Annotated in this window: 19 protein-coding genes; 6 read left to right on the forward strand and 13 right to left on the reverse strand. The window is 65.2% G+C overall.

Annotated elements, in window-relative coordinates; genetic code table 11:
* Positions 1–226: 226 nt before the first annotated feature.
* Positions 227–1,591, forward strand: coding sequence for a glutamine synthetase family protein (locus tag R3355_RS12205; protein WP_318961426.1), 1,365 nt, complete (start codon positions 227–229; stop codon positions 1,589–1,591).
* Between the two features lie 212 nt (positions 1,592–1,803).
* The gene (locus tag R3355_RS12210; protein ID WP_413243508.1) at positions 1,804–3,105 is read left to right on the forward strand and encodes an NAD(P)/FAD-dependent oxidoreductase; all 1,302 of its coding nucleotides are present in this window, start codon (positions 1,804–1,806) and stop codon (positions 3,103–3,105) included.
* 28 nt (positions 3,106–3,133) lie between these two features.
* Here R3355_RS12210 and R3355_RS12215 read toward each other — a convergent pair whose 3' ends face one another.
* Together R3355_RS12215 and R3355_RS12220 are read right to left on the reverse strand one after the other, a co-directional pair.
* Complete coding sequence (locus R3355_RS12215; protein ID WP_318961428.1) at positions 3,134–5,119, reverse strand: alkaline phosphatase D family protein; 1,986 nt, start codon at positions 5,117–5,119, stop codon at positions 3,134–3,136.
* A 132-nt stretch (positions 5,120–5,251) separates the two neighbouring features.
* A complete protein-coding gene (locus R3355_RS12220; protein ID WP_318961429.1) occupies positions 5,252–5,935 on the reverse strand; it encodes a Crp/Fnr family transcriptional regulator in 684 nt (227 codons plus the stop codon).
* A 92-nt stretch (positions 5,936–6,027) separates the two neighbouring features.
* Between R3355_RS12220 and R3355_RS12225 the strand changes: the two genes are divergently transcribed.
* The gene (locus R3355_RS12225; RefSeq protein ID WP_318949126.1) at positions 6,028–6,534 is read left to right on the forward strand and encodes a DUF962 domain-containing protein; all 507 of its coding nucleotides are present in this window, start codon (positions 6,028–6,030) and stop codon (positions 6,532–6,534) included.
* Between the two features lie 45 nt (positions 6,535–6,579).
* Here the strand turns inward: R3355_RS12225 and R3355_RS12230 are convergent, their stop codons facing one another.
* From R3355_RS12230 to R3355_RS12250, 5 genes are all read right to left on the reverse strand, one after another.
* A complete protein-coding gene (locus R3355_RS12230) occupies positions 6,580–7,314 on the reverse strand; it encodes a hypothetical protein (protein WP_318961430.1) in 735 nt (244 codons plus the stop codon).
* A 269-nt stretch (positions 7,315–7,583) separates the two neighbouring features.
* A complete protein-coding gene (modC, locus tag R3355_RS12235; protein ID WP_318961431.1) occupies positions 7,584–8,726 on the reverse strand; it encodes a molybdenum ABC transporter ATP-binding protein in 1,143 nt (380 codons plus the stop codon).
* Positions 8,723–9,403: a molybdate ABC transporter permease subunit gene (modB, locus tag R3355_RS12240; RefSeq protein ID WP_318949115.1), complete on the reverse strand. Its 681-nt coding sequence runs from the start codon at positions 9,401–9,403 to the stop codon at positions 8,723–8,725. The genes modC and modB overlap by 4 nt, the downstream gene beginning before the upstream one ends.
* 15 nt (positions 9,404–9,418) lie before the next feature.
* The gene (gene modA / locus R3355_RS12245) at positions 9,419–10,177 is read right to left on the reverse strand and encodes a molybdate ABC transporter substrate-binding protein (protein WP_318961432.1); all 759 of its coding nucleotides are present in this window, start codon (positions 10,175–10,177) and stop codon (positions 9,419–9,421) included.
* Positions 10,178–10,446: 269 nt separating this feature from the next.
* The gene (locus tag R3355_RS12250) at positions 10,447–11,772 is read right to left on the reverse strand and encodes a tetratricopeptide repeat protein (protein WP_318961433.1); all 1,326 of its coding nucleotides are present in this window, start codon (positions 11,770–11,772) and stop codon (positions 10,447–10,449) included.
* A gap of 303 nt (positions 11,773–12,075) precedes the next feature.
* On the opposite strand from R3355_RS12250, the gene R3355_RS12255 reads away from it, so the two are divergent.
* Positions 12,076–13,035 carry an AraC family transcriptional regulator gene (locus R3355_RS12255; RefSeq protein WP_318961434.1) on the forward strand — a complete coding sequence of 320 codons (960 nt, stop codon included), beginning with the start codon at positions 12,076–12,078 and terminating at the stop codon, positions 13,033–13,035.
* A gap of 111 nt (positions 13,036–13,146) precedes the next feature.
* Here the strand turns inward: R3355_RS12255 and R3355_RS12260 are convergent, their stop codons facing one another.
* On the reverse strand, positions 13,147–13,773 hold the full coding sequence (locus R3355_RS12260) for a class I SAM-dependent methyltransferase (RefSeq protein WP_318961435.1): 627 nt from the start codon (positions 13,771–13,773) through the stop codon (positions 13,147–13,149).
* Positions 13,774–13,919: 146 nt separating this feature from the next.
* Here R3355_RS12260 and chrA point away from each other — a divergent pair, with 146 nt between their 5' ends.
* Positions 13,920–15,269, forward strand: coding sequence for a chromate efflux transporter (chrA, locus tag R3355_RS12265; RefSeq protein ID WP_318961436.1), 1,350 nt, complete (start codon positions 13,920–13,922; stop codon positions 15,267–15,269).
* Positions 15,270–15,283: 14 nt separating this feature from the next.
* The gene (locus R3355_RS12270) at positions 15,284–15,622 is read left to right on the forward strand and encodes a rhodanese-like domain-containing protein (RefSeq protein WP_318961437.1); all 339 of its coding nucleotides are present in this window, start codon (positions 15,284–15,286) and stop codon (positions 15,620–15,622) included.
* On the opposite strand, the gene R3355_RS12275 is transcribed toward R3355_RS12270, so the two are convergent.
* The 5 genes from R3355_RS12275 to R3355_RS12295 all read right to left on the reverse strand — a co-directional run bounded on the left by R3355_RS12275 (position 15,619) and on the right by R3355_RS12295 (position 21,390).
* On the reverse strand, positions 15,619–16,965 hold the full coding sequence (locus tag R3355_RS12275) for a glutamine synthetase family protein (protein WP_318961438.1): 1,347 nt from the start codon (positions 16,963–16,965) through the stop codon (positions 15,619–15,621). The genes R3355_RS12270 and R3355_RS12275 overlap by 4 nt on opposite strands.
* Before the next feature lie 170 nt (positions 16,966–17,135).
* Entirely contained in the window at positions 17,136–17,693 is a 558-nt protein-coding gene (locus R3355_RS12280; protein ID WP_318961439.1) for an XRE family transcriptional regulator, read from the reverse strand.
* A 95-nt stretch (positions 17,694–17,788) separates the two neighbouring features.
* On the reverse strand, positions 17,789–19,078 hold the full coding sequence (locus R3355_RS12285; protein WP_318961440.1) for an FAD-binding oxidoreductase: 1,290 nt from the start codon (positions 19,076–19,078) through the stop codon (positions 17,789–17,791).
* A gap of 277 nt (positions 19,079–19,355) precedes the next feature.
* Entirely contained in the window at positions 19,356–21,011 is a 1,656-nt protein-coding gene (locus R3355_RS12290) for a diguanylate cyclase (RefSeq protein ID WP_318961441.1), read from the reverse strand.
* A complete protein-coding gene (locus tag R3355_RS12295; protein ID WP_318961442.1) occupies positions 21,004–21,390 on the reverse strand; it encodes a response regulator in 387 nt (128 codons plus the stop codon). Before R3355_RS12295 ends, R3355_RS12290 begins: the two co-directional genes overlap by 8 nt.
* Positions 21,391–21,525: the final 135 nt, after the last annotated feature.

The following is a 21,525-nucleotide window of genomic DNA, read 5'->3' on the forward strand; positions in this document are numbered from 1 at the left end:
GAACGCAAGTTCTTTGGCGCCGATCGGATCAACCCATTGTTGCCAGAAACCCTCGCGTTCTGGGCGTTATGGCATTGCCGTCATGCCCGCCCACCGGATAGTGCTTTCGTTCTAGTCTGAATAAGTCGGCTGCACCCGCGTGCAGCCCTTCCGATGATTGTGTCCTGCCGCCGCCCTCGCGGTGTTGCAGGCTGGACGTGCGCCCCTCGGCGCTAACGAGAGCCCCATGCCATTCGCCTCCGTGCAAGATGCCCAGGAATTCCTGGCGCAAAACCCCGATATCGAACTGTTCGAGCTGTTTATCCTCGATGCCAACGGCGTGCCGCGCGGCAAATTGCTCCACCGTGATGAGCTACTTGCCGTCTATGCCAGCGGCCGACCGCTGCCGAGCACTATCCTTGGCCTGAGCATCAACGGCGACGATGTCGAGGACACCGGGCTGGTCTGGGAGGTCGGCGACATCGATTGCCGCGCCTATCCCTTGGCTGGCAGCCTGACCCGCATGCCCTGGCGGCAGATTCCCACTGCCGCGGTACAGGTCAGCATGCACCCCAGCGAGGGCATGCCGGCCACCGTTGCCGACCCGCGGCATCTGCTGGTGCAGGTGATAGACAAGCTCAAGGCCGAGGGTTACCACCCGGTGATGGCCTGCGAGCTGGAGTTCTACCTGCTCGACCAGCAGCGCGACAGCCAGGGTCGCCCGCAGCCGGCACTCGACCGTGACGGCGGCCGTCCGCGCAGCACCCAGGTCTATGGCCTGCGCGAGCTGGAGCAGATCGAGCCGTTCCTCGCCGATCTCTACGCTGCCTGCAAGCTGCAAGGCATCCCGGCGCGCACGGCGATTTCCGAATACGCCCCGGGTCAGGTGGAAATCACCCTGGAGCATGGCGATGCGCTGCTGGCCATGGACCAGGCGGTACGCTACAAGCGCTTGGTCAAGGGCGTGGCGCACAAGCACGGGATGCAGGCCTGTTTCATGGCCAAGCCGTTCGATCATCTGGCCGGTACCGGCATGCACATGCACGTCAGTCTGGCCGATGCGCAGGGCCACAACCTGTTCGCCAGCGAGCAGCCGGCCGGTACGCCGCTGCTGGGCCAGGCGGTTGCGGGCATGCTGGCGAGCCTGCTCGACTCCTTGCTGCTGTTCTGCCCCAACGCCAACTCCTACCGGCGCTTCCAGGCCAACAGCTACGCGCCGCTGGCACCGACCTGGGGCGTGGACAACCGCACCGTGAGCCTGCGCGTGCCCGGCGGGCCGGCCAATACCCGGCATATCGAGCACCGCATCTGCGGCGCCGATGCCAACCCTTATCTGGCGGCGGCTGCCATCCTCGCCGGTATCCACCGCGGCATCCGCGAGCAGCTCGATCCGGGTGCCCCGATCGAGGGCAACGGCTATGCCCAGGCCAAGGAGTTGCTGCCTACCGACTGGCTGACCTCGATCCAGGCGCTGGAGCAGTCCACCTGGGCGCGTGAAGCCCTGGGGCAGGAGTTTCTCAAGGTCTATCTGGCGATCAAGCGCGCCGAGTACCGCCAGTTCATGGCCGAGGTCGGCGAGCAGGATTGGCGCTGGTACCTGACCCAGGCCTGAGCCGCCCCACCAAGCTTCGCGGCTAAAGCCCCTCCCACAGGAACGCTGGGATCCGGGGGAGGGGCTTCAGCCGCGAAACAATCGAGCAGGCAGCCGTGCGGACCTTTGCCGGATCGCATCCGGGCCACGCCTGAGACTCACCGAATTTCGTGGAGGGAAACGCTGCGCGGTTCCCTCCCTGGATACAAGGAACATTGCCCATGACCGCCGCTATCAATGCCGTCATCCCCGCAGCCGAGCGCTGCCCGTCGTACTACAGCGCCAGCCTCAACCAGGAAACCGACTACCCGACCCTCAAGGGTGTGGTGAATGTCGATGTGGTCATTATCGGTGGCGGTTTCACCGGGGTCGCCAGCGCCGTCGAACTGGCCGAACGTGGCCTCAAGGTGGCCATCGTCGAGGCCCACAAGATCGGCTGGGGCGCCACCGGGCGCAACGGCGGCCAGGTCACCGGCAGCCTGTCGGGTGATGCGGCCATGACCAAGCAGATGCGCAAAACCCTGGGTGAGGAGGTGGATGACTTCATCTGGCACCTGCGCTGGCGCGGACACGCCATCATCAAGAGTCGGGTCGAGAAGTACGCCATCGCCTGTGACCTCAAGCACGGCCACCTGCATGCGGCGATGAAACCGGTGCATATGCACGAACTGGAAGCGTCCTATGCCGAAGCCGTGCGCCATGGCATGGCCGGCGACGTGACCCTGCTCGATCGCGCCGGGGTGCAGAGCCATCTGGCCAGCGACCTCTACTGCGGCGCGCTGAAGAACACCCGCAACATGCACCTGCATCCGCTCAACCTGTGCATCGGCGAAGCCAGGGCCGCGGCGAGCCTGGGCGCGCTGATCTTCGAGCATTCGCCGGTGCTGGATATCGTCCACGGCGCCAACCCGGCGGTGGTCACCGCCGAAGGTCGGATCAACGCCAAGCAGGTGCTGCTGGCCGGCGATGTCTACCACAAGCTGGAGGCGAAAAAGCTCAAGGGCCTGATCTTCCCGGCCATGGGCGGCATCGTCACCACCGCCCCGCTGGGCGAGCTGGCCGAGCAGCTCAACCCGCAGGACCTGGCGGTCTACGACTGCCGCTTCGTCCTCGACTACTACCGCCTGACCGCCGACAAGCGCCTGCTGTTCGGCGGCGGCTGCAACTATTCGGGGCGCGACTCGCGTGATATCGCGGCCGAGTTGCGCCCGGGCATCGAGCAGACTTTCCCGCAGCTCAAAGGGGTGGCGATCGACTTCCAGTGGAGCTGCGCCATGGGCATCGTGATCAACCGCATTCCCCAGCTGGGCAAGCTCTCCAGCAACGTCTGGTATTGCCAGGGCTACTCCGGCCACGGCATCGCCACCAGCCACATCATGGGCGAGATCATGGCCAACGCCCTGACCGGCACGCTGCAGCAGTTCGACACTTTCGCCGCCTGCAAGCAGATCAAGGTGCCGCTCGGCGACCTGTTCGGCAACCCGATGCTGGCCGCCGGCATGTGGTACTACCAGATGCTGGAGAAGCTGCGCTAGCAGGCCGTTCGCGAAGCCGCCCTACATGCTAGGGCGTCTCGGCTGCGGTGATCTGGTCCGCTGCCGGTGCTTCCCGTTCGCCGCCGAAGGCCACTGGCGGCGAACCATCGGCGTTGTGCTGGAGGATTTCGCAGGGCTGGCCCTGCTCGTTGAAGAACACCTGGCCGATGCCGGCAGCGTTCCACAGGCGCTCGCCAGCCTTGCTGCGTGACGGGATACGTGGCTCAACCTGCATGCGTCGGCGCTTGGTCAGCCAGTTGAGCGGCGACCAGGGGGCATAGAGCCAGCGATTGAGGCGGTCGAACCAGTCGAGCAAGCGCGGCGGAAATTCGTTCTTCAAACCGCTGCTGGTGATCTGCCAGATGTGCGGCCCGCGCTTGCGCTGGCGGATCAGCACCTCGTAGACGAACGAGTAGTGCACATCCCCGGAGAGAATCACGTAGTTGCCCGGTGTGCGCGAGTGGCGAAAGATGTTGAGGATCACCTGGGCCGCGCCGCGATGGGCCATCCAGTTTTCCGCATCGACCATCAAGGGCTGCCCGACCCAGCTGAACAGCTTCTGCACGCCTTCGATCAGCTTGACCCCGAAGATCGGCGCCGGCGAGACGATGATCGCCGAAGGATGGTCGAGCAGTGCTTGTTGCAGCTCGCACAGCGCTTCCCAGTCCATCAGGCCGGAGGGCCGCTTGAGGTTGCGCTCGCTGCGCCAGCGTCGGGTGCGGGTGTTGAGCACCACCAGGGCGGGGCTGCTGGGCAGCTCATAGTGCCAGTGGTGAAAATGCAGCAGTTGATCGATCAGCCCATCCTGGGCAGCACTGTCCAGATGGTTGTTGCCGTCGCGGCCGCGGCTCATCGCCTGGATCTGTCGCAGCTGTTCGGTGAACACGTCTGGATTGTTGCCCCAGCCCTGGCACAGCAGGTAGGCGATCAGCGCATTGCCGATGATGCGCTTGGAAAACGGGTGGCCGTAGGCGGTTTGTTCCCACTGCGCGGAGAGGTTCCAGTCGTCGGTGACATCGTGGTCATCGAAGATCATCAGGGTCGGCAGGTGGGCCAGGGCGCGGGCGACCCGGCCAAGCCCGGCGCGGAACGCGTCGATGGGTACGCGTTCCCGTTGATAGCGCGCAGCCTGTTCCGCGCTGAGTGCCGGCATGTCAGTGGCGAGCAGCGTCCAGGGCGTTGGCGACCAGACCAGCAGATACATCGCCAGCACCTCGGCCAGGGTGACCAGATGATTGTCGGCGCTGTTGCTGGTGAAAATGGGCTTCTCCACGCCACCGAAGAATTTCTCGCGCAGGGTGTCGTTGTTCGCCAGCGCCGGCAGCAGGTCGGCGCGCTGGTAGTAGCTGGCCGGATGCACATAGAGCGCGTCGCTGTCGTCGACCACTGCACCTTCGAGGCGCTCGCCGAACAACCCCAGGCGTTCGATCAGCTGATGGATGGCGCGCAGCATCGGTCCGCTGACGTCGTCGGCGTACACCTGATCGCCGCTCATCAGCAGCAAGGCCGGGCGCTGGCTGGGGCTATGGGGGCGCGCCAGCAGCCGGTCGACGCAGAGCAGGCCATCTGCCGCCGCGTGGTGCGGTTTGCGGCAAGAGCCATGGAGTAACTGATCGATGCGCGAGCGCAGGACGAAATTCGGTCGCTGGGCGTTGCCATACAGCAGGTGCACGGCCCACTGCGCGATGCCTTGTGGCGGCTGGCCATCGGTGGCGATCAACAGGTCGTAGTCGATCTGCACATCGCAGGGGAGCGGGTTTTGCAGTGGCAGGTCGATCAGGTGCAGAAAGGCCCGTTCGCCAATCTGCAGCACGTGGCAGTATTCGTCCGTCAGCGGGTAGTCGCGACTTGTCGGCACGCCCTCTGCGGTAAACGCCAGTTGCAGGGTCAGCGGCAGCGGCTGTGAACCGACCAGCCAGAGCAACAGCCGATCAGGTTGCAAACGGCGTAATAGCGGCCCGGCCAGTACCTGGGGCAGGGTGGCAGTGTTGCTCAGGGTTGAGGTTACGGGCATCGGGGCATTGGGCTCTGGCTATCGGGAAGGAGGCGTACTCGGTGCAGAGGGTGGACCCTGACAGCGGGCCAGTAGTTCTGTTGCAGCCGCGACGATTATCGCGTGTTCTGGGCAGGTTGAGTCGCGTGCCGTCTACATCGCCGCCTGGCGCAGGCGCGGTAGATCGAGGATCTCGATCTCGCCGTAGGTCAGGCGCACGATGCCCTGGGCTTGCAGTTCCTGGAGGATCTGGTTGGTGGTTTGCCGGGAGATCGCCAGCATCAGCGCCAGCTGTTCCTGGGCCAGGTGGATCACCCGGCGCGGTTCGCCCTCGCCGTAGTTCTCGGCAATCATAAGCAGCCGGCGGGCCAGGCGCGGGGCGGCGGGCAGCAGGCTCATCTGCTCCAGGGCGATAAACGCCAGGCGCAGCTTGTGGCTCATCAGCAGGGCGAAATCGCGCCAGTACTGCGGCTGACGCTCAAGCAGTGTGAGCAGGGCGGCCTGGGGTACCAGCAGCAGGGTGCTGGCCCCTTCGGCGAAGGCATCGTGGGTGCGCGGCTGGCCGTCGAACAGGGAGACTTCGCCGAACCAGTAGGGCGCCTCGATCAGGGTCAGCAACGCCTCCTTGCCGCTGGCACTGACCGCGCCGATACGCATGGCGCCCTCGACCACCGCGTACAGCCCGCTGGGCGGATCGCCGCGGCGGAACAGCCGTTGGCCGGCGTCCAGTCGTTGTACCTGGGCCGTCTCGAGCAGCGCATCCTGCAGGGCTACGGGCAGGGCGCTGAACCAGTGCCCGCCCTGTAGGCAGGCACGGTAGACGCGTGGGTCTTGCATGGGCTTCTCCAGAGTTTGTCGGCTAGCTGACAGAGTGTGCCGGTGCGGCTGTTCCACCATGCACAGGCCTGCCTCGCATGAGAACGATCATAGTGAAAACCCTTGTCGATCACCTCGCCCAGTACGCCGCCTATCACCGCGACCGGCGCAATATACTCAGTCACTTCATCGGCATTCCGCTGATCGTGCTGGCCGTCGCCGTGCTGCTGTCGCGTCCAGGTCTGGAGTTGGCCGGTCTGTGGCTGTCGCCCGCGACCTTGAGCGCGTTGGCCGCCGCTGCGTTCTACCTGCGGCTCGATCTGCGTTTCGGTCTGCTGATGGCCGCGCTGCTGTGGCTCTGCCTGTGGGCGGGCGCGCTGCTGGCGCTGCAGTCGACGGCGCTGTGGCTGAGCAGCGGCCTGGCGCTGTTCATCATCGGCTGGATTATCCAGTTCGTCGGCCACTACTACGAGGGGCGCAAACCGGCGTTCGTCGATGATGTCATGGGATTGCTCATCGGCCCGTTGTTCGTTGCCGCCGAAGCGGCGTTCCTGCTGGGCCTGCGCAAGGAGGTCGAGCAGGCAGTGGTGCAGCGTGCCGGGCCGACCTGCATTCGCTGAGCGGGCTCGTTGCGCCGATTCCGTTCGGCGAGTGGTCCCGCCGAGCTACTGTATCGCCATCCACTGCTGGGTCAGCGAGCGGGTGTGGCGATACACGGTAATAGGCGCAAAGGCCCGGCCGGAGACGCTTTGCAGGGCGCTGCTCTGGCTGTTCAGGTCTTTTAGCGCGGCTTTCAGGTACTCCCAGCGGACCTTCAGCTTGCTCAAGTCGGTGGCAGCCAGGGTGGCCAGTTCGCCATCGATGGAGGGCACCAGCTTGCGTTCGTCCTGACCGAGGTAGGTATCGACCTGCTCGCGGGCGATTTCGAAGTTGCCGAGATAGGCGCGGCTCAGGTACTGCACGGAGAGGTATTCGAGCTTGGCGGCCAGCTCGCTGTCACCCTCTGGCGACAGCTGACGGGCTTCATGCAGAACGCCCAGCAGCGCCTTGCTCAGCTCTTCCGGATAGCGCCAGGGCATGTTTGCTTCGTCCGGGCCAAAGGCCACGCCCTGGCGGATCTGCAGCACCAGTTGCTGGTGCGCACTGCGCAGGGAATCGCTGCCTTGCGGCAGGCTTTGTATCGCGCCGGACAGTGCCTGCAGGTCGGCTTCGAGGGTGTTCAGGTGTTTCTTTTGGAAACCTTCTCCGCGCAACAGCATCAGGCTGCTGGTCGCCCGGCTGGCCTGAACCTGGACTTGCTCTTGCTGGCTGACCGCTTCGGCGAAGGCCAGCGGTGCGAGGCAGGCGAGGGTGCCGAACAGGCAGAGAAAAACGTGACGAAATAACGGCGTGTTGCGCATTCCGGGGTGCTCCTTGTTGTTTTTTTGAGCAATGCGGAGACAGTGGGCATATCCATCAACGGCAAGAGGGTACTGCGCCTGTGACCTGCAGGCATGCCTCGAAAGAGTGATTTCGTCGGAAATGTGCCGTCAAGGATTGGGAGCCAGGAGCCAGGAGCCAGGAGCCAGGAGCTGACTGAGCCCCGTGCAAAACGTCCGCCTGCTGCGAACGCCTGGGGGGCGGTCTCGTGACGGCGCTCGCTATGGTCAAAACCGCTGAGCCGCTGCGCTCAATCGGACGCCAGCAGCGAGACGGATTTTATCTGCACCCACAGCGCCTGCTGGGCGTGGATACCCAGCTTGTCGAAGGAATAGCGGGTGATGCGGGCGATCATCCGCTCATCGCCAACCCGCAGGCTGACCAGCATCTGCGCCTGGTTCGCCAGCGTCAGCCAGTGTTCGACCCGGGCCGGCAGCAGGTTGAGCAGGCTGGTGTCCCGGGCCTTGTCCAGACTCAGGCTCACGTCCCGCGCCTTGACCTTGACCCGCACCGGCTTGCCCGCGGCCAGAGGCGCATGGGTCAGCTGCAGCATGGCGTCGGTGCCGCCCAGGCGGATGCTCAGCAGCCGATAGTCCGGCTCGTAGTGGCTGACGATGCCATCGACCACGGCCTCGGCATCGTCCTCGAACAGGAAGGGCAGATCGCTTCTGAGCAGGGTTTCCTTGAGTGGCCCGCTGGCCTGCACCTGACCGTCTTCGAGCAGCACCAGGTGATCGGCCAGGCGCGCGACCTCATCCGGGGAATGGCTAACGTAGACAATCGGAATCTCCAGTTCCTCGTGCAGCCGCTCCAGATAGGGCAGCACTTCCTGTTTGCGCTTGAGGTCGAGAGAGGCCAGCGGCTCATCCAGCAGCAGCAGGCGCGGGCTGGTCAGCAAGGCCCGGGCGATGCCGATGCGCTGCTGCTCACCACCGGACAGGTTGCCCGGCAAACGCTGCAGCAGATGGCCAATGCCGAGCAGGTCCACCGCCTGCTCCAGGGCAATCCGTCGCTGCGCCGCGGGGATGCGTTTGAGCCCGTACTCCAGATTGCGCCGCACCGACAGGTGGGCAAACAGGTTGGCGTCCTGGAACACGTAACCCACGGCGCGTTGATGCGCCGGCACGAAGATGCCCTGGGCGCTGTCCTGCCACAGCTCGCCATTGACCTGCAGATAGCCCTCGGACGGCTGATCGAGCCCGGCGAAGCAGCGCAGGCAGCTGGTCTTGCCCGAGCCGGAATGGCCGAACAGGGCACTGACCCCGCGCCCGGGCAGGTTCAGCTCGACATCCAGGGTGAAACCGGCATGTTCAACCTTGAAACGCGCCTGGATTTCGCCCGCCCCCGCGACTGTGCGAATTGCCGCATTGCGGCGCTGCAACGGCCAGATCATTGCCACACCCGCTTGCTGCTACGCCCGGAATAGAGCGCGAGCAGCACGATAAAGGAAAACAACACCATTCCCCCGGCCAGCCAGTGGGCCTGGGCATAATTCATGGATTCCACATGGTTGTAGATCTGTACAGAGGCCACCTGGGTCTTGCCGGGGATATTGCCGCCAATCATCAGCACCACGCCGAACTCGCCCACGGTATGGGCAAAACCGAGAATCGCCGCGGTCATGAAGCCTGGTTTGGCCAATGGCAGCACCACGCTGAAAAACGCATCCCAGGGCCCGGCGCGCAGGGTTGCCGCGGCCTCCAGCGGGCCACGGCCAATCGCCTCGAAGGCGTTCTGCAGTGGCTGCACGACAAAGGGCAGGGAATAGAACACCGAGCCGATCACCAGCCCGGTGAAGGTAAACGTCAGGGTGCCCAGGCCGAGGCTCTGGGTCAGCTGGCCGATAAAGCCATGGGGCCCCATGCTCACCAGCAGGTAGAAACCGATCACCGTTGGTGGCAACACCAGCGGCAGGGCGACGATGGCGCCGATCGGCTGCTTCAACCGGGAGCGGGTGCGCGCCAGCCACCAGGCGATGGGCGTGCCGATCAGCAACAGCAGCAGGGTGGTCAGCGAAGCCAGCTCAAGGGTCAGCAGGACGGCGTCGAAGTCGGCTTGGGTGAGTGGCATCGCGACGACCTTTGTTTACAGCTGGTAACCATGGGATTTGATGATTTCAGCCGCTTTCGGGCCTTTCAGGTACTCGACCAGCGCAGTGGCCGCGGGGTTGTTCCCGCCCTGCCTGAGCAGCAGCGCGTCCTGTCTGATCGGCTCATGCAGCTCACCAGGCACCAGCCAAGCCGAGCCGCTGCTGAGCTGGCCATCCTTATACACTTGCGACAGTGCGACGAACCCTAGCTCGGCATTGCCGGTCGACACGAACTGCAGCGTCTGGGTAATGCTCTGCCCCTCGACGAGCTTGCCCCGTAGCGACTCGCTCAAACCGAGTTTAGCCAGCACCTGGGTCGCGGCCAGGCCGTAAGGCGCGGCTTTCGGGTTGGCAATGGCCAGATGCTGGAACCGGTTCGCCTTGAGCACCGCATCGCTGCCGTCGATGTAGTCGGCCTTGGCCGACCACAGCACCAGGCTGCCAATCGCATAGGTAAAGCGCGAACCGACAACCCCGTGGCCTGCGTTTTCCAGCCTGGCCGGGGTGCTGTCGTCAGCGGCGAGGAACACCTCGAAAGGCGCGCCGTTTTGAATCTGTGCATACAACTGACCGGTGGCGCCAAACGCAGCAACCAGTGTGTGGCCGGTATCTTTTGCAAATTCGCGGGCAATCGCCTGCAGCGGCGCGGTGAAGTTGGCGGCCACGGCTACCTGCACTTGCTCGGCCAGCACGCTGGCACTGCAGGTCAGGCCGGCAAGCAGTGTCAGCCAGGTGCGGGGGATACGGCAATCCATCCAATGACTCCTTGATCCATGGTTGGCGGGCAACGTCTGGGCGGTGTACGCGTGGCCTGGGTACTTTAGCCTGGGTCTAGCGCTATATATACAGAAATATAGCGCCTGGCGTCGAGCTGGCCGACGCCGTTCCGCCGTTAGCCATCAGCGCCTGTCGAAGCCAGTTGCCCAATGCGCTACAAAAAACTGCTGCTCACTTGGCTTAAGTGAGCAGCAGTACGGCGGCAGGGGAGCGCTTTTTCACCGGCGCTCAGGATTGCCGCGCGACCTCAGGCCGCCCGCTGCAGTTCGGCGCGGCTGGTCAGGCGCCGGCTCAAGGGGCTGGCCGGGCGCACGGCCAGGCGTTCGTTGCACAGCGCTGTGGCCAGATCCTTTTGCCCGGCGCGCAAGGCTGCCTCGATCAGGGTCAGGTCGAGCAGGTCGCGCTGCGCATGGCTGCCGCCGAAGCGCTGGGAGATATTGCGCACGGGTCGCAGCAGACGCACGGTTTCGCCATAGTTGCCGTCGCCGAAGGCGAAGATCGCCTTGCTCACCGGGTGGCCAACTTCGGCGGTGAAACGCGCATTGTCTGCGCCACCCCGCATGGTCTGCTGCTGGGTTTCGAGTAGCGCGCGGGCAGCCTGTGGCCGGTTGGCGCCGACCAGGGCCATCATCGCGTGGGCGTCGTTGAAGGCATAGTTGCCGGCATTGGCCAGCGGCTGCCAATGGTCGGCGACCGCCTGCCAGCGGTTGCCCAGTTCGATGCCCTGCAGGTGCAGACGCCAGAGCAGCGCCGCGGCATCGACCAGATCCATCACCACGCCGGACTGCGCGCCATAGACGGGCCCGTCGAACAGCGCCAGCACCTCGTCGATCTCGCCCAGCTCCAGGTGGTAGAGCGCCAGGTGCCACCAGTTGTGCACCTGGAAGAAGCTGTCCGCCGCCCAGGCTTGCGGGCTGGCGCGCATCCAGGCGATGCCCTCGTGCTGACGGCACTGCATCTCCAGCACATGTGCCACCGCATGCTGCGCCCAGCCGTCGTGCGGTTCGAGCTCCACCGCGCGGCGTCCGGCCGCTTCGGCCGCCGCATAGTCGGCGGTTTCCTCCAGGCCGAAGGCATGCATGCCGAGCACCGCGTGATAAGCGGGCATGCCTGCGCTCCATGCCGGCAGGGCGCGGGCGATGCGGTCGCGCAGCATGCGTGAATTGCCGCTGAAGAAGTCCACCTGATGCCCGGCTTGCAGGGCCAGGATATCGCGTGGCTGGGCGATGGACAGGTCTTCCAGGGTTTGCCCGGCGCGCCGCCAATAGCCGTCGATCAACTGGCCCACGGCCGCGATATGGCCGCGCTCCTGGGCATTGGCCGGCAGGTCCAGGGCGTTGGCGTGGCAGGCCCGTGCGACTGCCAGCCCATCCGGCTCGGTGCCGAGCAGGTGCAGGTAGGCCTTGAGTACATGGGCCATGACCAAGGTTGGGCAGGCCGTGATGGCGGCGTCGACGCTGGCCACGGGGTCGCCGACATAACACTGGAACTGGCGCAGGGCTTTCTCGTAATGCGCCAGGCTGAAGGCATCGGCCCCGGAAAGTGCAAGGCCCTGCATGTCTCTTATTGTCATTTACTCGTCTCCTGAGCTAAAACGAATGATGCAGGCGCTGCGGACTGCGCGGCAGTGGCGTGGCAGGACGTTGAAACATGTGGCGAGCGACGGTTAGGCGGGAGCGCACAGGCGAGTGCCAGGCGAAGTAACAGCTGCGCTGGTCAATCAACCGTAACCGAGGCTCGCGCGGCGTTTTTCAACGGCTTGCGCGGGCCGCCGCGAGCGTCTGACCAGCGCTAAGGTAGTCAGGTAGGTGTCCGGCGAATATGTCCAAGCCGCCGGCACTGTTGATGCAGCCGCCATCGATGCGAAGCCAAGCCCATGGACGCCCTTTCAGACGTGCTCGCCGCCGTCCGTTTTTCCGCGGTGGTCTTTCTCCACGCCGAGTTCACCGCCCCCTGGTGCATCACCGCCAAGGTGGAGCCGGAGGACTGTCGGCTGCTCGGTGCCGTGCCCGCGCATATCATTGCCTATCACTATGTGGTCGACGGCGAGCTGTTTCTCGAACTCGCCGGGGAGCCACCGCTGCGGCTGGGCGCGGGCGATATCGTGCTGCTGCCACGCAACGATGCCCACCGTCTGGCCAGCGCCTTGAAGCTGCACCCGGTGGTGGTGGACGACCTGATCCAACCGGCCGTCTGCCCCGGTCTCGCCCGGTTGCATTACGGTGGCGGTGGCGAATCGACGCATGTCATCTGCGGCTTTCTCGGCTGCGAGGTGGCGGATAATCCGCTGCTGGCGACGTTGCCCCCAGCCTTGCGTCTCCGGCTTAGCGAGGGCCTGGCCGGGGCCTGGGTCGAGCAGTCGTTTCGCCTGGCCGCGGCGGAATTCGCTACCGACACCAGCGGTTCGGCGGCCCTGCTCAACAAACTGGCCGAACTGCTGTTCATCGAGGCGGTGCGTCGTTACCTGGCGACCCTGCCGGCCGAGCAGAACGGCTGGCTGGCCGCGCTGCGCGATCCCTTCGTCGGCAAGGCCCTGGCCCTGTTGCACAGCCGCTTGGCCGAGCCCTGGACCACCGAGGTATTGGCGCGTGAAGTCGGCCTGTCGCGTTCCGCCTTCGCCGAGCGCTTCAGCCGGCTGCTCGGCCAGCCGCCGATGACCTATCTGGGCCATTGGCGCCTGCAGCTGGCGGCTACGCGGCTGTGTGATGGCGGTGTTTCGCTGGCGCAGATCGCCTACGCCATCGGCTATGAATCGGAGGCCGCGTTCAACCGTGCCTTCAAGCGCGAGTTCGGCCTGCCGCCGGCGACCTGGCGCAAACAGCATTCGGCAGGTTGACCTGTGTAGGGGACGCGGGGCCGCCTAGGCCGTGTGCACCACTGGCCAGCGTGCGCAGATTAAATTTCTATATATAAAACAACGGGTTATTTATTTTTTGATAAGAACGGCCTAGGGCCGGCGCCAGACGCTGGCCAGCCAGGGCTGTTGCGCGCGCGGCAAACCGGGCGGGCGGTAGTAGTGTTGCAGTTCGACGAAGCCGGCGGCGCTCAGCAGCACATGCCAATTGGCCAGGTCGTAGTAGGCGCCATAGCGCTCGCCGTTCCAGCCCTCCTGGTTCTCCCCGCGCGGGTTGGAGCTGAACAGCACACCGCCCGGTTTCAACGTGGCGAACAACTGATCCAGCACCCGTGGCAGTGCCTGGCTGGGGATATGGAACAGCACGGCGTTGGCGAAGATACCGTCGAACTGCGCGGTGGGCAGGTCGAGGGCGAGAAAGTCCTGCTGCCAGACCTCGCAGCCACTGTCTGCGCGGGCCATCTCGACGAAGCGCGGGCAACCGTCCAGACCGATGGCCGTATGGCCGAGGGCCTTGAAGGTGCGCAGGTCGCGGCCCGGGCCGCAGCCGAAATCGAGGATCCGGTAGGGCGGCTCGGCCTGGATATGCCCGAGCAGGGCGACGATGTTCTGGCTGACATCGTGATCGCGGGTGCCCTCGCGGAATTCTTCGGCGCACTGCTGATAGTGCTGCAGGGTGAGGGCGCTGATCCGGGCGAGTTCGTCGGCAGTTAGAGGCATCTGGGAAAACCTTGGGCGAAAGCAGAGCACTATTAAAACCTATCTGTCGGGTCGCAGTGGGTGGGAGTTTTTCCACGCGCGCTCAGTCCGTCAGCGCTGCGCGTTATAGTGCGCCAGCCCTTTCAACCCGAGTGGACACCCCTGCGATGCCTACGCCGCAAACCGAGCACGACAGCCCGCCACCCGTCAGCCTGGCCGAGGCTTTTCTGTTCTGGCTCAAGCTCGGGTTGATCAGCTTTGGCGGCCCGGCCGGGCAGATTTCGATCATGCATCAGGAACTGGTGGAGAAGCGCCGCTGGCTGTCCGAGCGGCGTTTCCTGCATGCGCTGAACTACTGCATGCTGCTGCCCGGCCCCGAGGCCCAGCAGTTGGCCACCTATATCGGCTGGCTGATGCACCGCACCTGGGGCGGGGTGATCGCCGGGGCGCTGTTCGTGTTGCCGTCGCTGTTCATCCTGATCGCCCTGTCCTGGGTGTATATCGCCTTCGGCGACGTGCCGCTGGTGGCGGGAATCTTCTACGGGATCAAACCGGCGGTCACCGCCATCGTCATGCAGGCCGCCTGGCGCATCGGTTCGCGGGCGCTGAAGAACAACTGGCTGTGGGGCATCGCCGCGGCGTCCTTCGTCGCCATATTCGCCCTCAATGTGCCGTTCCCGCTGATCGTGCTCGGCGCAGCGCTGCTCGGTTATATCGGCGGGCGCCTGCTGCCGGAACAGTTCAGCATCGGCGGTGGCCATGCGGCGGCGGACAAATCCTTCGGCCCGGCGCTGATTGATGATCACACCCCGACACCCGCCCATGCGCGGTTTCGCGCCTCGCGCCTAGCCCTGATCGTGGCGGCCGGCGCCGTGCTCTGGCTGGTGCCGATGGGCCTGCTGACCTGGCTGTACGGCTGGGAGGGCACCCTGACCCAGATGGGCTGGTTTTTCACCAAGGCGGCGTTGCTGACCTTCGGCGGCGCCTATGCGGTGCTGCCCTATGTCTACCAGGGCGCAATCGGCCATTACGCCTGGCTGACGCCAACCCAGATGATCGACGGCCTGGCGCTAGGCGAGACCACGCCGGGACCGCTGATCATGGTGGTGGCGTTCGTCGCCTTCGTCGGCGCCTATGTGCAGCAGGTGTTCGGCCCCGAGCAGGTGTTTGTCGCCGGCGCCCTGGCGGCGACTCTGGTCACCTGGTTCACCTTCCTGCCGTCATTCCTGTTCATTCTCGCCGGTGGACCGCTGGTGGAGTCGACCCATGGCGAGCTGAAGTTCACCGCGCCGCTGACCGGCATCACTGCGGCGGTGGTCGGAGTGATCCTCAACCTGGCGCTGTTCTTCGGCTACCACGTGCTCTGGCCGCAAGGCTTTGCCGGCACCTTCGACTGGCCCTCGGCGCTGATCGCGCTGGCGGCGGCGCTGGCGTTGTTCAGGTTCAAGCGCGGGGTGATCGAGGTGATCGGTGCCTGCGCGTTGCTGGGCCTGCTGGTGCATCTGTTGTTGAACTGAATGGGAGGTGTGCGATGAGCCGTATCTCGATGTGCGAACTGGCGGAATGGCAAGCGGCGGGCAGGTGTTTCACCTTGCTGGATGTCCGCCGGGCGCCTGTGCGCTTGGCCGACGCCGCAGAAATTGCGGGGGCGCAGTGGCGCGATCCACAAGCCGTGTTCGACTGGAAGGATCAGGTGCCACGGGACCGACCGGCAATCCTGTATTGCGCCCAGGGCCACGAGATCAGCCAGGGCTGCGCCGCCACGCTGCAGGCGATGGGGCTCGATGCGCGCTACCTGATCGACGGTTTCGCCGGCTGGCGCAGCGCCGGCCTGCCCATCCAGGGCCTGTCCGGCGCAACGGCCTGCTAGAGGAACCAGCGGTACTCCCGAGCGCTCAGGTCATGCATGAAGGCCAGGTGATCCTGGCGCTTGTTCTCGCAGTAGACCATGACGAACTCGCTGCCCAGGCCCTGGTTGACCACGGGGTGGTCGCGCATCGCCGCCACGGCGCTGAGCATGTCCTGGGGGAAGTCGATGCCGCTCTGGCGATTCTCGTTGAGCGGGGCGATGGGCTCGCGCTGGGCATCCAGGCCGTGCTCCAGGCCGGTGAGGATGGCGGCCAGCACCAGATAGGGGTTGGCGTCGGCGCCGGCCAGGCGGTGTTCGATGCGCAGGTTGCGGCCGTCCGACTCGGGGATGCGGATGCACGCGTCGCGGTCCTCATAACCCCAGCTGGCGCGGCTGGCGGCGTTGACCATGGCGCCATAGCGGCGGTAGGCGTTGTGGTTGGCGGCGAAGATCGGCATGCAGTGCGGCAGCAGTTCCAGGCAGCCGGCCACGGCATGCCGTAGCGGGCGCTGCTCATCCGCCGCCAGCAGGTTGTTACCCGCCGCGTCGTACAGGCTGACATGCACGTGCATGCCGCTGCCCGGCGCCTGCAGATAGGGTTTGCTCATGAAGCTGGCGCGCTGGCCGTGCTTGAGCGCCACGCCACGGGTGCTGCGGCAGAACAGGGCGGCCCAGTCGGCGGCGCGCAGGCCGTCGTCGCAGTGGCCGAAGTTGATCTCGAACTGACCGGGGCCGAGTTCGGCGGTGATCACGTTGGCGTCCACGCCTTGCTCGTTGGCCGCCTCGACGATCTCGTGGAGCACGTCGGAGAAGCGCGACAGGCGTTCGATGTGCATGTTCGGCTGGTCGTCGGCATCGCCGCACAACGGGTCGCGGGGGAATTGCGGCAGGCCGTCCTTGAGTGCGCGGTCGAACAGGTAGAACTCCAGCTCGAAGGCCACCACCGGGCGGATGTCGCGCGCCTCCAGGCGCTGTAATACCCGTGCGAGCACCTCGCGCGGCTCGAATTCGATCGGCGCGGCGGTGCCGTCCGAGCTGATCAGCATCTGCCCCAGCGGTTGGCTTTCCCAGCGCACCGGTTTGAGCGTACCGGGGATCAAGCGGCGCGGCGCGTCCGGGTCGCCGTCGTTGAAGCAGTAGTCGCCGATCGGGTGCAGACCGCCCTGGGCGCCGAGCAGCACGCAGTTCTGCGGGATCTTCAGCGGGCTGCCGGCGGCGACTTTTTCCAGCATCTCGACCGGGTAGCGCTTGCCGTAGAAATGCCCGGGAATGTCCAGGCTGATCAGGTCGACGTAGCGCACCGCCGGATTCTGGGCGCGGAAGGCGCGTACTTCGCTGAGCAGATCGGGTGTTGAGATTGTCATGTTCTTGTCCTTGATCTTCATAAATGCTGGGCGTGATCAGATCAAAACCGTAGCGAGCGAAGGACAGGCAAGGCGAAAGCAGGCGAGGACGCGGAGTGTACAAGTGGTACATGAGCAGTCCGAGCCTGCTTTCAACGCAGCATGGTCGAGCGCAGTAGGTTTTGGCTGAATCATCTGAACACCCAGAGCACCCGTGTCGGTTGCTCGGTGAGGTTGGCGTAACGGAACTGACTGTGTGGCGGCAATTGAAAACTGTCGTTGGGGCCCAGGGTCACGGCTTGCGGGTCGTCGCCTAGCCAGATGCTCAGCTCGCCCTCGAGGACGAAGCCACCTTGCTCGGAACTGTCGTCCAGGTGCCCTTCGCCGCTGCTGGCGCCGGGCGCCAGATGGCTTTCGAGCATGGAGAAGCCGGCCGACATGCTCGGCGACACCAGCACGTCGGTGATCCCGCCGGCATAGTAGAGCGTGCGTCGCTCGCCGGGGCGGGTCACCCAGCGCAGTGCGCGCGGCTTGCTCAGGCTGTAGAAATAGGTGGTCGGCACGCCCAGGGTTTCGCTGATCGCGGTGAGATCGGCCACGGTGGGGCGGGACAGGCCGCGCTCGACCTGGGAGAGAAAGCCCACCGAGCGGCCGATGCGCTCGGCCAGTTCGCCGAGGGTGAGGTTCTTGTGCTTGCGCAGGTCGCGAATCAGTATCGCCAGACCTTCGACTTCATCCTGCATATCCATGTTGAGTTCCTGTGAGGCTGTTGTAGGGCGGATGGCGCTTTTCCCATCCACCGGCCGTTGTCGGAAAACGCTTCGCAGTATTCCAGCCTGAGGATTCAGACGATATCGCGCAGCCGGTACCAGGCCTTGCCGGCGGCCTCCAGCGGTGCGGCGAGCAGCGCGCCACCGGGGAAGCGCGGGTTGCCAATGGCCTGGTACAGCGCCAGCAGTTCGTCGTCGCCGAGAATCGCGTCGCTCACGGCGCGGGCACCGGCCAGGGTTGGCAGCACGCCGTGGCCGGAGAAGCCCTGCAGCCAGTAGCGCTGGCCCTGGCGGCCGATATCCGGGGTGCGTTTCATGCTGACGTCGATGTGCCCGCCCCAGGCGAATTCCAGTTCGACCCCGCGCAGTTGCGGGAATACCCGCTCCAGGTAGGGCCGGGTGGCACTGGCCACGTCCCTGGGAATGCCGCCCAGGTAGGTGCAACCGCCACCGAACAGCAAACGCTGGTCCGGCGTCAGGCGGAAATAATCGGGCACGAACTGGTTGTCGATCACGCAACTGTTGCGCGGCAGCAGCGAGCGCGCCAGCTCGGGGTCGAGCGCCGCCGTGGCGACCTGGTAGGAACCGACCGGCAGCAGGCGGCTGGCCAGCTGGCGATCGAGCCCATCGATGTAGGCGTTGCAGGCCAGCACCAGCACATCGCTGGCTACTTCGCCCTGGGCGGTGCGGGCGACGAAGCCTGCGCTGGTTTCGTGATACTCCAGCACCTGGCTCTGTTCGAAGATCTGCCCGCCGGCCTGCTCGATGGCATCGGCCAGGCCCTGGGCCAGTTTCAGCGGGTTGAGGTGGGCGGCTTCGGGGTCATAGAGTGCGGCCAGGTAACGCGGGCTGGCGATCCACTCGGGCAGTTCCTCGCCCTCGATAAGGCGCATGTGTGGGTAGCCCCACTTCTCCACGGCGTCGTGCTGCGCCTCGCGAAGTTGCGCGATGCGCCGCTGTTGCACCGCAGCCCACAGGCTGCCGACCCGGTAGTCGACGTCGAAGCCATGGCGCCCGGGCAGTTCGCGCAGCTCCGCGGCGGCCCAGCGCATGCTGTCCCACAGCCGGCGGGTGCGTTCCTGGCCCAGGGCCTGCTCCAGCGGCGGCATATCGCAGGACCAGCCGAGCAGCGCCTGGCCGCCATTGCGCCCGGAGGCGGCCCAGGCCACCCGGCTGGCTTCCAGCAGGATCACCCGCTTGCCGGCCAGGGCCAGGCGCAAGGCCGTGTGCAGGCCGCTGAAGCCGCCGCCGACGATCAGGACGTCGCAGTTCAGCCGGTCGTGCAGGGTTGGCCGCAAGGCAAGCGGGCCGGGAAAGGTGCGGGCGTAGTAGCTGGCGACATGCTGGGCGGATTGTTTGAACACGGCGCGCCTCATGAAATTAATAATATTAAATTTCATGAAAAAATACGCTATTTAATTCATAAAGCCAAGCCGCAATTCACCACGCCGATTAGCGGCTGTGAAAATATCGAGCGCAACACCGCGGCGGGCGTTTGGCGACGGCCGCAGTAGGTAAGCGCTTTTTCACGGCCTCTCAGCCATGTGCCGACAGCGGGGCCCCATGAGTGCTCTTGGACAGGCCCAGAAGGAATTGGCTGCGGGCATAACGCCGCTTGCGTCGTCTCGACCTGCTACTCGGTCAGGATTGGCTGACCTGGTTGCGGCCGCCGTGTTTGGCCTCGTAGAGCGCGCGATCGGCCCGCTCAAGCAGTTCGTCGGCATCCTGTGCACCCTGTTCGGTCGAGGCGATACCGGCGCTCAGGGTGACCGAGAACTCGCTGTCGCCAGCGATGAAGTGCAGCTCGGCAAAGCGTTGACGTATTTCGTCGAGCACCCACAGGGCCTGGTCGGCCGGGCAGTCGGGCAGCACCACGAGAAACTCTTCGCCGCCATAGCGGCCCAGGCTGTCGACCCGGCGCAGGCGCTGGCGCAGCAGGTTGGCCAGGGCGCGGATCACGTTGTCGCCGGCGACGTGGCCGTAGCTATCGTTGACCTGCTTGAAGAAGTCGATATCCAGCATCGCCACGCTGGCCGGTTTGCCGCTGCGTTGTGCGCGCTCGAGTTCGATGCCGACCTGCTCCTTGATGTCGGCATGCTTGAGCAGGCCGGTCAGGCTGTCGCGTGACAGGGCGATGCTCAGCAGGCGGGCGCGCTGGGCGCGGGAGAACACGGTGGTGACCAGGGCGTTGTCGGCGATGGGTTTGCTGACGAAGTCGTCGCCGGCCTTGATCAGGGCGTTCATCTGCCGGGTGATGTCGGTTTCCGCCGACAGGTAGATGATCGGCACCCGCAGCCAGTCGTCGTTGAAGCGGATGATCTGCGCCAGTTCGGGACCGGTGCAGTCCGGCATGTTGACGTCGAGCAGCACCACCTCCGGGTTGAAACGGCTCATGGCCTCGAAGATCCCCGACGGCGCGTCGAGCACTTCGACCAGCATGTTGGCGCCGCGCAGGATCAGGCTGTAGCGGCTGGCCAGGTGCTGGTCGTCATCGACGATCAGCACCCGGTATGGTTCGCCCTGCTGCTGGGCGAAGCAGCGCTCCAGACGGTTTTCCAGCTGGGGAATGTCCACCGGTTTGGTGAAGTAACCCATGGCACCGACCCGTACCGCGTCCAGGTGGGTGGCGAAATCGTCCTCGGTGGTGATCACCAGCAACGGCAGCGGTTGTGCCAGGCGCTGTTGCAGGGCGGCGGCATAGGCCAGGCCGGTTTGCTCGCTGTCGCCGAGGTTGACGTCGATGATCAGGGCATCGGGCAGGCGCTGTAGCAGCGCCGCGTCGAGCTCGGTGATACGACTGAAGTGCTCGGCGTGGTAGCCGAAATTGCCCAGGGTCAGGCGCATGTTCTCGCCGGTGCTGATCTCGTCCTCGAGGATGTAGATGCAGTGGGTGTCCGTATCGGCTTTCAGGCTGGCTTGCGGGCGAGCGGGGCTGTTCGGCGCCGGTTCGCTCTGCACGCATTGCCTGGCGAACTGCTGCAGTTGCTGGATGAACTCCTCCAGGCCCTGATCCTTCAGGCGCAGGCTCTCCAGCCAGTGGATGGCCTGCTGTTCGAGTTCATGGGCGCGCTGGCCGATGCTGGCGAAGCCGAAGGTGCCGGCCGCGCCTGCCAGTTTGTGCAACTGATCGCGCAGGCTGCGCAGCTGTTGCAGTTGCGCCTGGTGGTCGCCGGCTTGCAGCAGTTCGGCCTTGTTGGCCAGTTCGGGCAGTTCCTGCTCCAGGCGCTCGGCGAATTGTTCGCTGAGCAGCTGCAAATGGCGCTGCAGTTCGCTGGTCGGGGTGTGCTGTTCAGCCATGAACACTGCTCCATATCGTTCGAACCTGGGCGGCCAGCTGCATCGGGTCGAAGGGTTTGATGATTACATCGCGGGCGCCCAGGCCGCGGTAATGCTCGATCTCGGCGGGTTGTACCTTGGCGGTCATGAACGCCACAGGGATCTGGCCGATATCCACCAGCTGGGCGATTTTCGCCAGGGTCTGCGGGCCATCCATGCCCGGCATCATCACATCCAGCAGGATGAAGTCGGGGGCGAAGCCCTGTACCTGATCCAGTGCATCCTGGCCGCACGAGCAACTCAGTACCCTGAAACCGCCGACGGCCTCCAGGGCAACCTTGGCCACCGCCTGGATCGAAGGGTCGTCTTCCACATGCAGGATGCGCGACAGTTCAGGCATTGCAGAGCTCCTTGGCGGGCAGCAGGCGCGCGCAAATAGTGAGGGCGTGTTGCATGTCCATGGGCGATCTGGCCGATGCGGCGTCCACCAGACTGAGCTGTTCGCCGGGCAGCTCCGAGCAAGAGAGTACCATCA

This window comes from Pseudomonas sp. (genome assembly GCF_033723075.1).
Lineage (GTDB): Bacteria > Pseudomonadota > Gammaproteobacteria > Pseudomonadales > Pseudomonadaceae > Aquipseudomonas.

Excerpts from the sequence above, each read along its gene's own strand:
- R3355_RS12205 (WP_318961426.1), top strand. The coding sequence starts at position 227 with ATGCCATTCGCCTCCGTGCAAGATGCCCAGGAATTCCTGGCGCAAAAC.
- R3355_RS12215 (WP_318961428.1), bottom strand. The coding sequence starts at position 5,119 with ATGCCCGTAACCTCAACCCTGAGCAACACTGCCACCCTGCCCCAGGTA.
- R3355_RS12220 (WP_318961429.1), bottom strand. The coding sequence starts at position 5,935 with ATGCAAGACCCACGCGTCTACCGTGCCTGCCTACAGGGCGGGCACTGG.
- R3355_RS12230 (WP_318961430.1), bottom strand. The coding sequence starts at position 7,314 with ATGCGCAACACGCCGTTATTTCGTCACGTTTTTCTCTGCCTGTTCGGC.
- modC (WP_318961431.1), bottom strand. The coding sequence starts at position 8,726 with ATGATCTGGCCGTTGCAGCGCCGCAATGCGGCAATTCGCACAGTCGCG.
- modB (WP_318949115.1), bottom strand. The coding sequence starts at position 9,403 with ATGCCACTCACCCAAGCCGACTTCGACGCCGTCCTGCTGACCCTTGAG.
- modA (WP_318961432.1), bottom strand. The coding sequence starts at position 10,177 with ATGGATTGCCGTATCCCCCGCACCTGGCTGACACTGCTTGCCGGCCTG.
- R3355_RS12250 (WP_318961433.1), bottom strand. The coding sequence starts at position 11,772 with ATGACAATAAGAGACATGCAGGGCCTTGCACTTTCCGGGGCCGATGCC.
- R3355_RS12255 (WP_318961434.1), top strand. The coding sequence starts at position 12,076 with ATGGACGCCCTTTCAGACGTGCTCGCCGCCGTCCGTTTTTCCGCGGTG.
- R3355_RS12260 (WP_318961435.1), bottom strand. The coding sequence starts at position 13,773 with ATGCCTCTAACTGCCGACGAACTCGCCCGGATCAGCGCCCTCACCCTG.
- chrA (WP_318961436.1), top strand. The coding sequence starts at position 13,920 with ATGCCTACGCCGCAAACCGAGCACGACAGCCCGCCACCCGTCAGCCTG.
- R3355_RS12270 (WP_318961437.1), top strand. The coding sequence starts at position 15,284 with ATGAGCCGTATCTCGATGTGCGAACTGGCGGAATGGCAAGCGGCGGGC.
- R3355_RS12275 (WP_318961438.1), bottom strand. The coding sequence starts at position 16,965 with ATGACAATCTCAACACCCGATCTGCTCAGCGAAGTACGCGCCTTCCGC.
- R3355_RS12280 (WP_318961439.1), bottom strand. The coding sequence starts at position 17,693 with ATGGATATGCAGGATGAAGTCGAAGGTCTGGCGATACTGATTCGCGAC.
- R3355_RS12290 (WP_318961441.1), bottom strand. The coding sequence starts at position 21,011 with ATGGCTGAACAGCACACCCCGACCAGCGAACTGCAGCGCCATTTGCAG.
- R3355_RS12295 (WP_318961442.1), bottom strand. The coding sequence starts at position 21,390 with ATGCCTGAACTGTCGCGCATCCTGCATGTGGAAGACGACCCTTCGATC.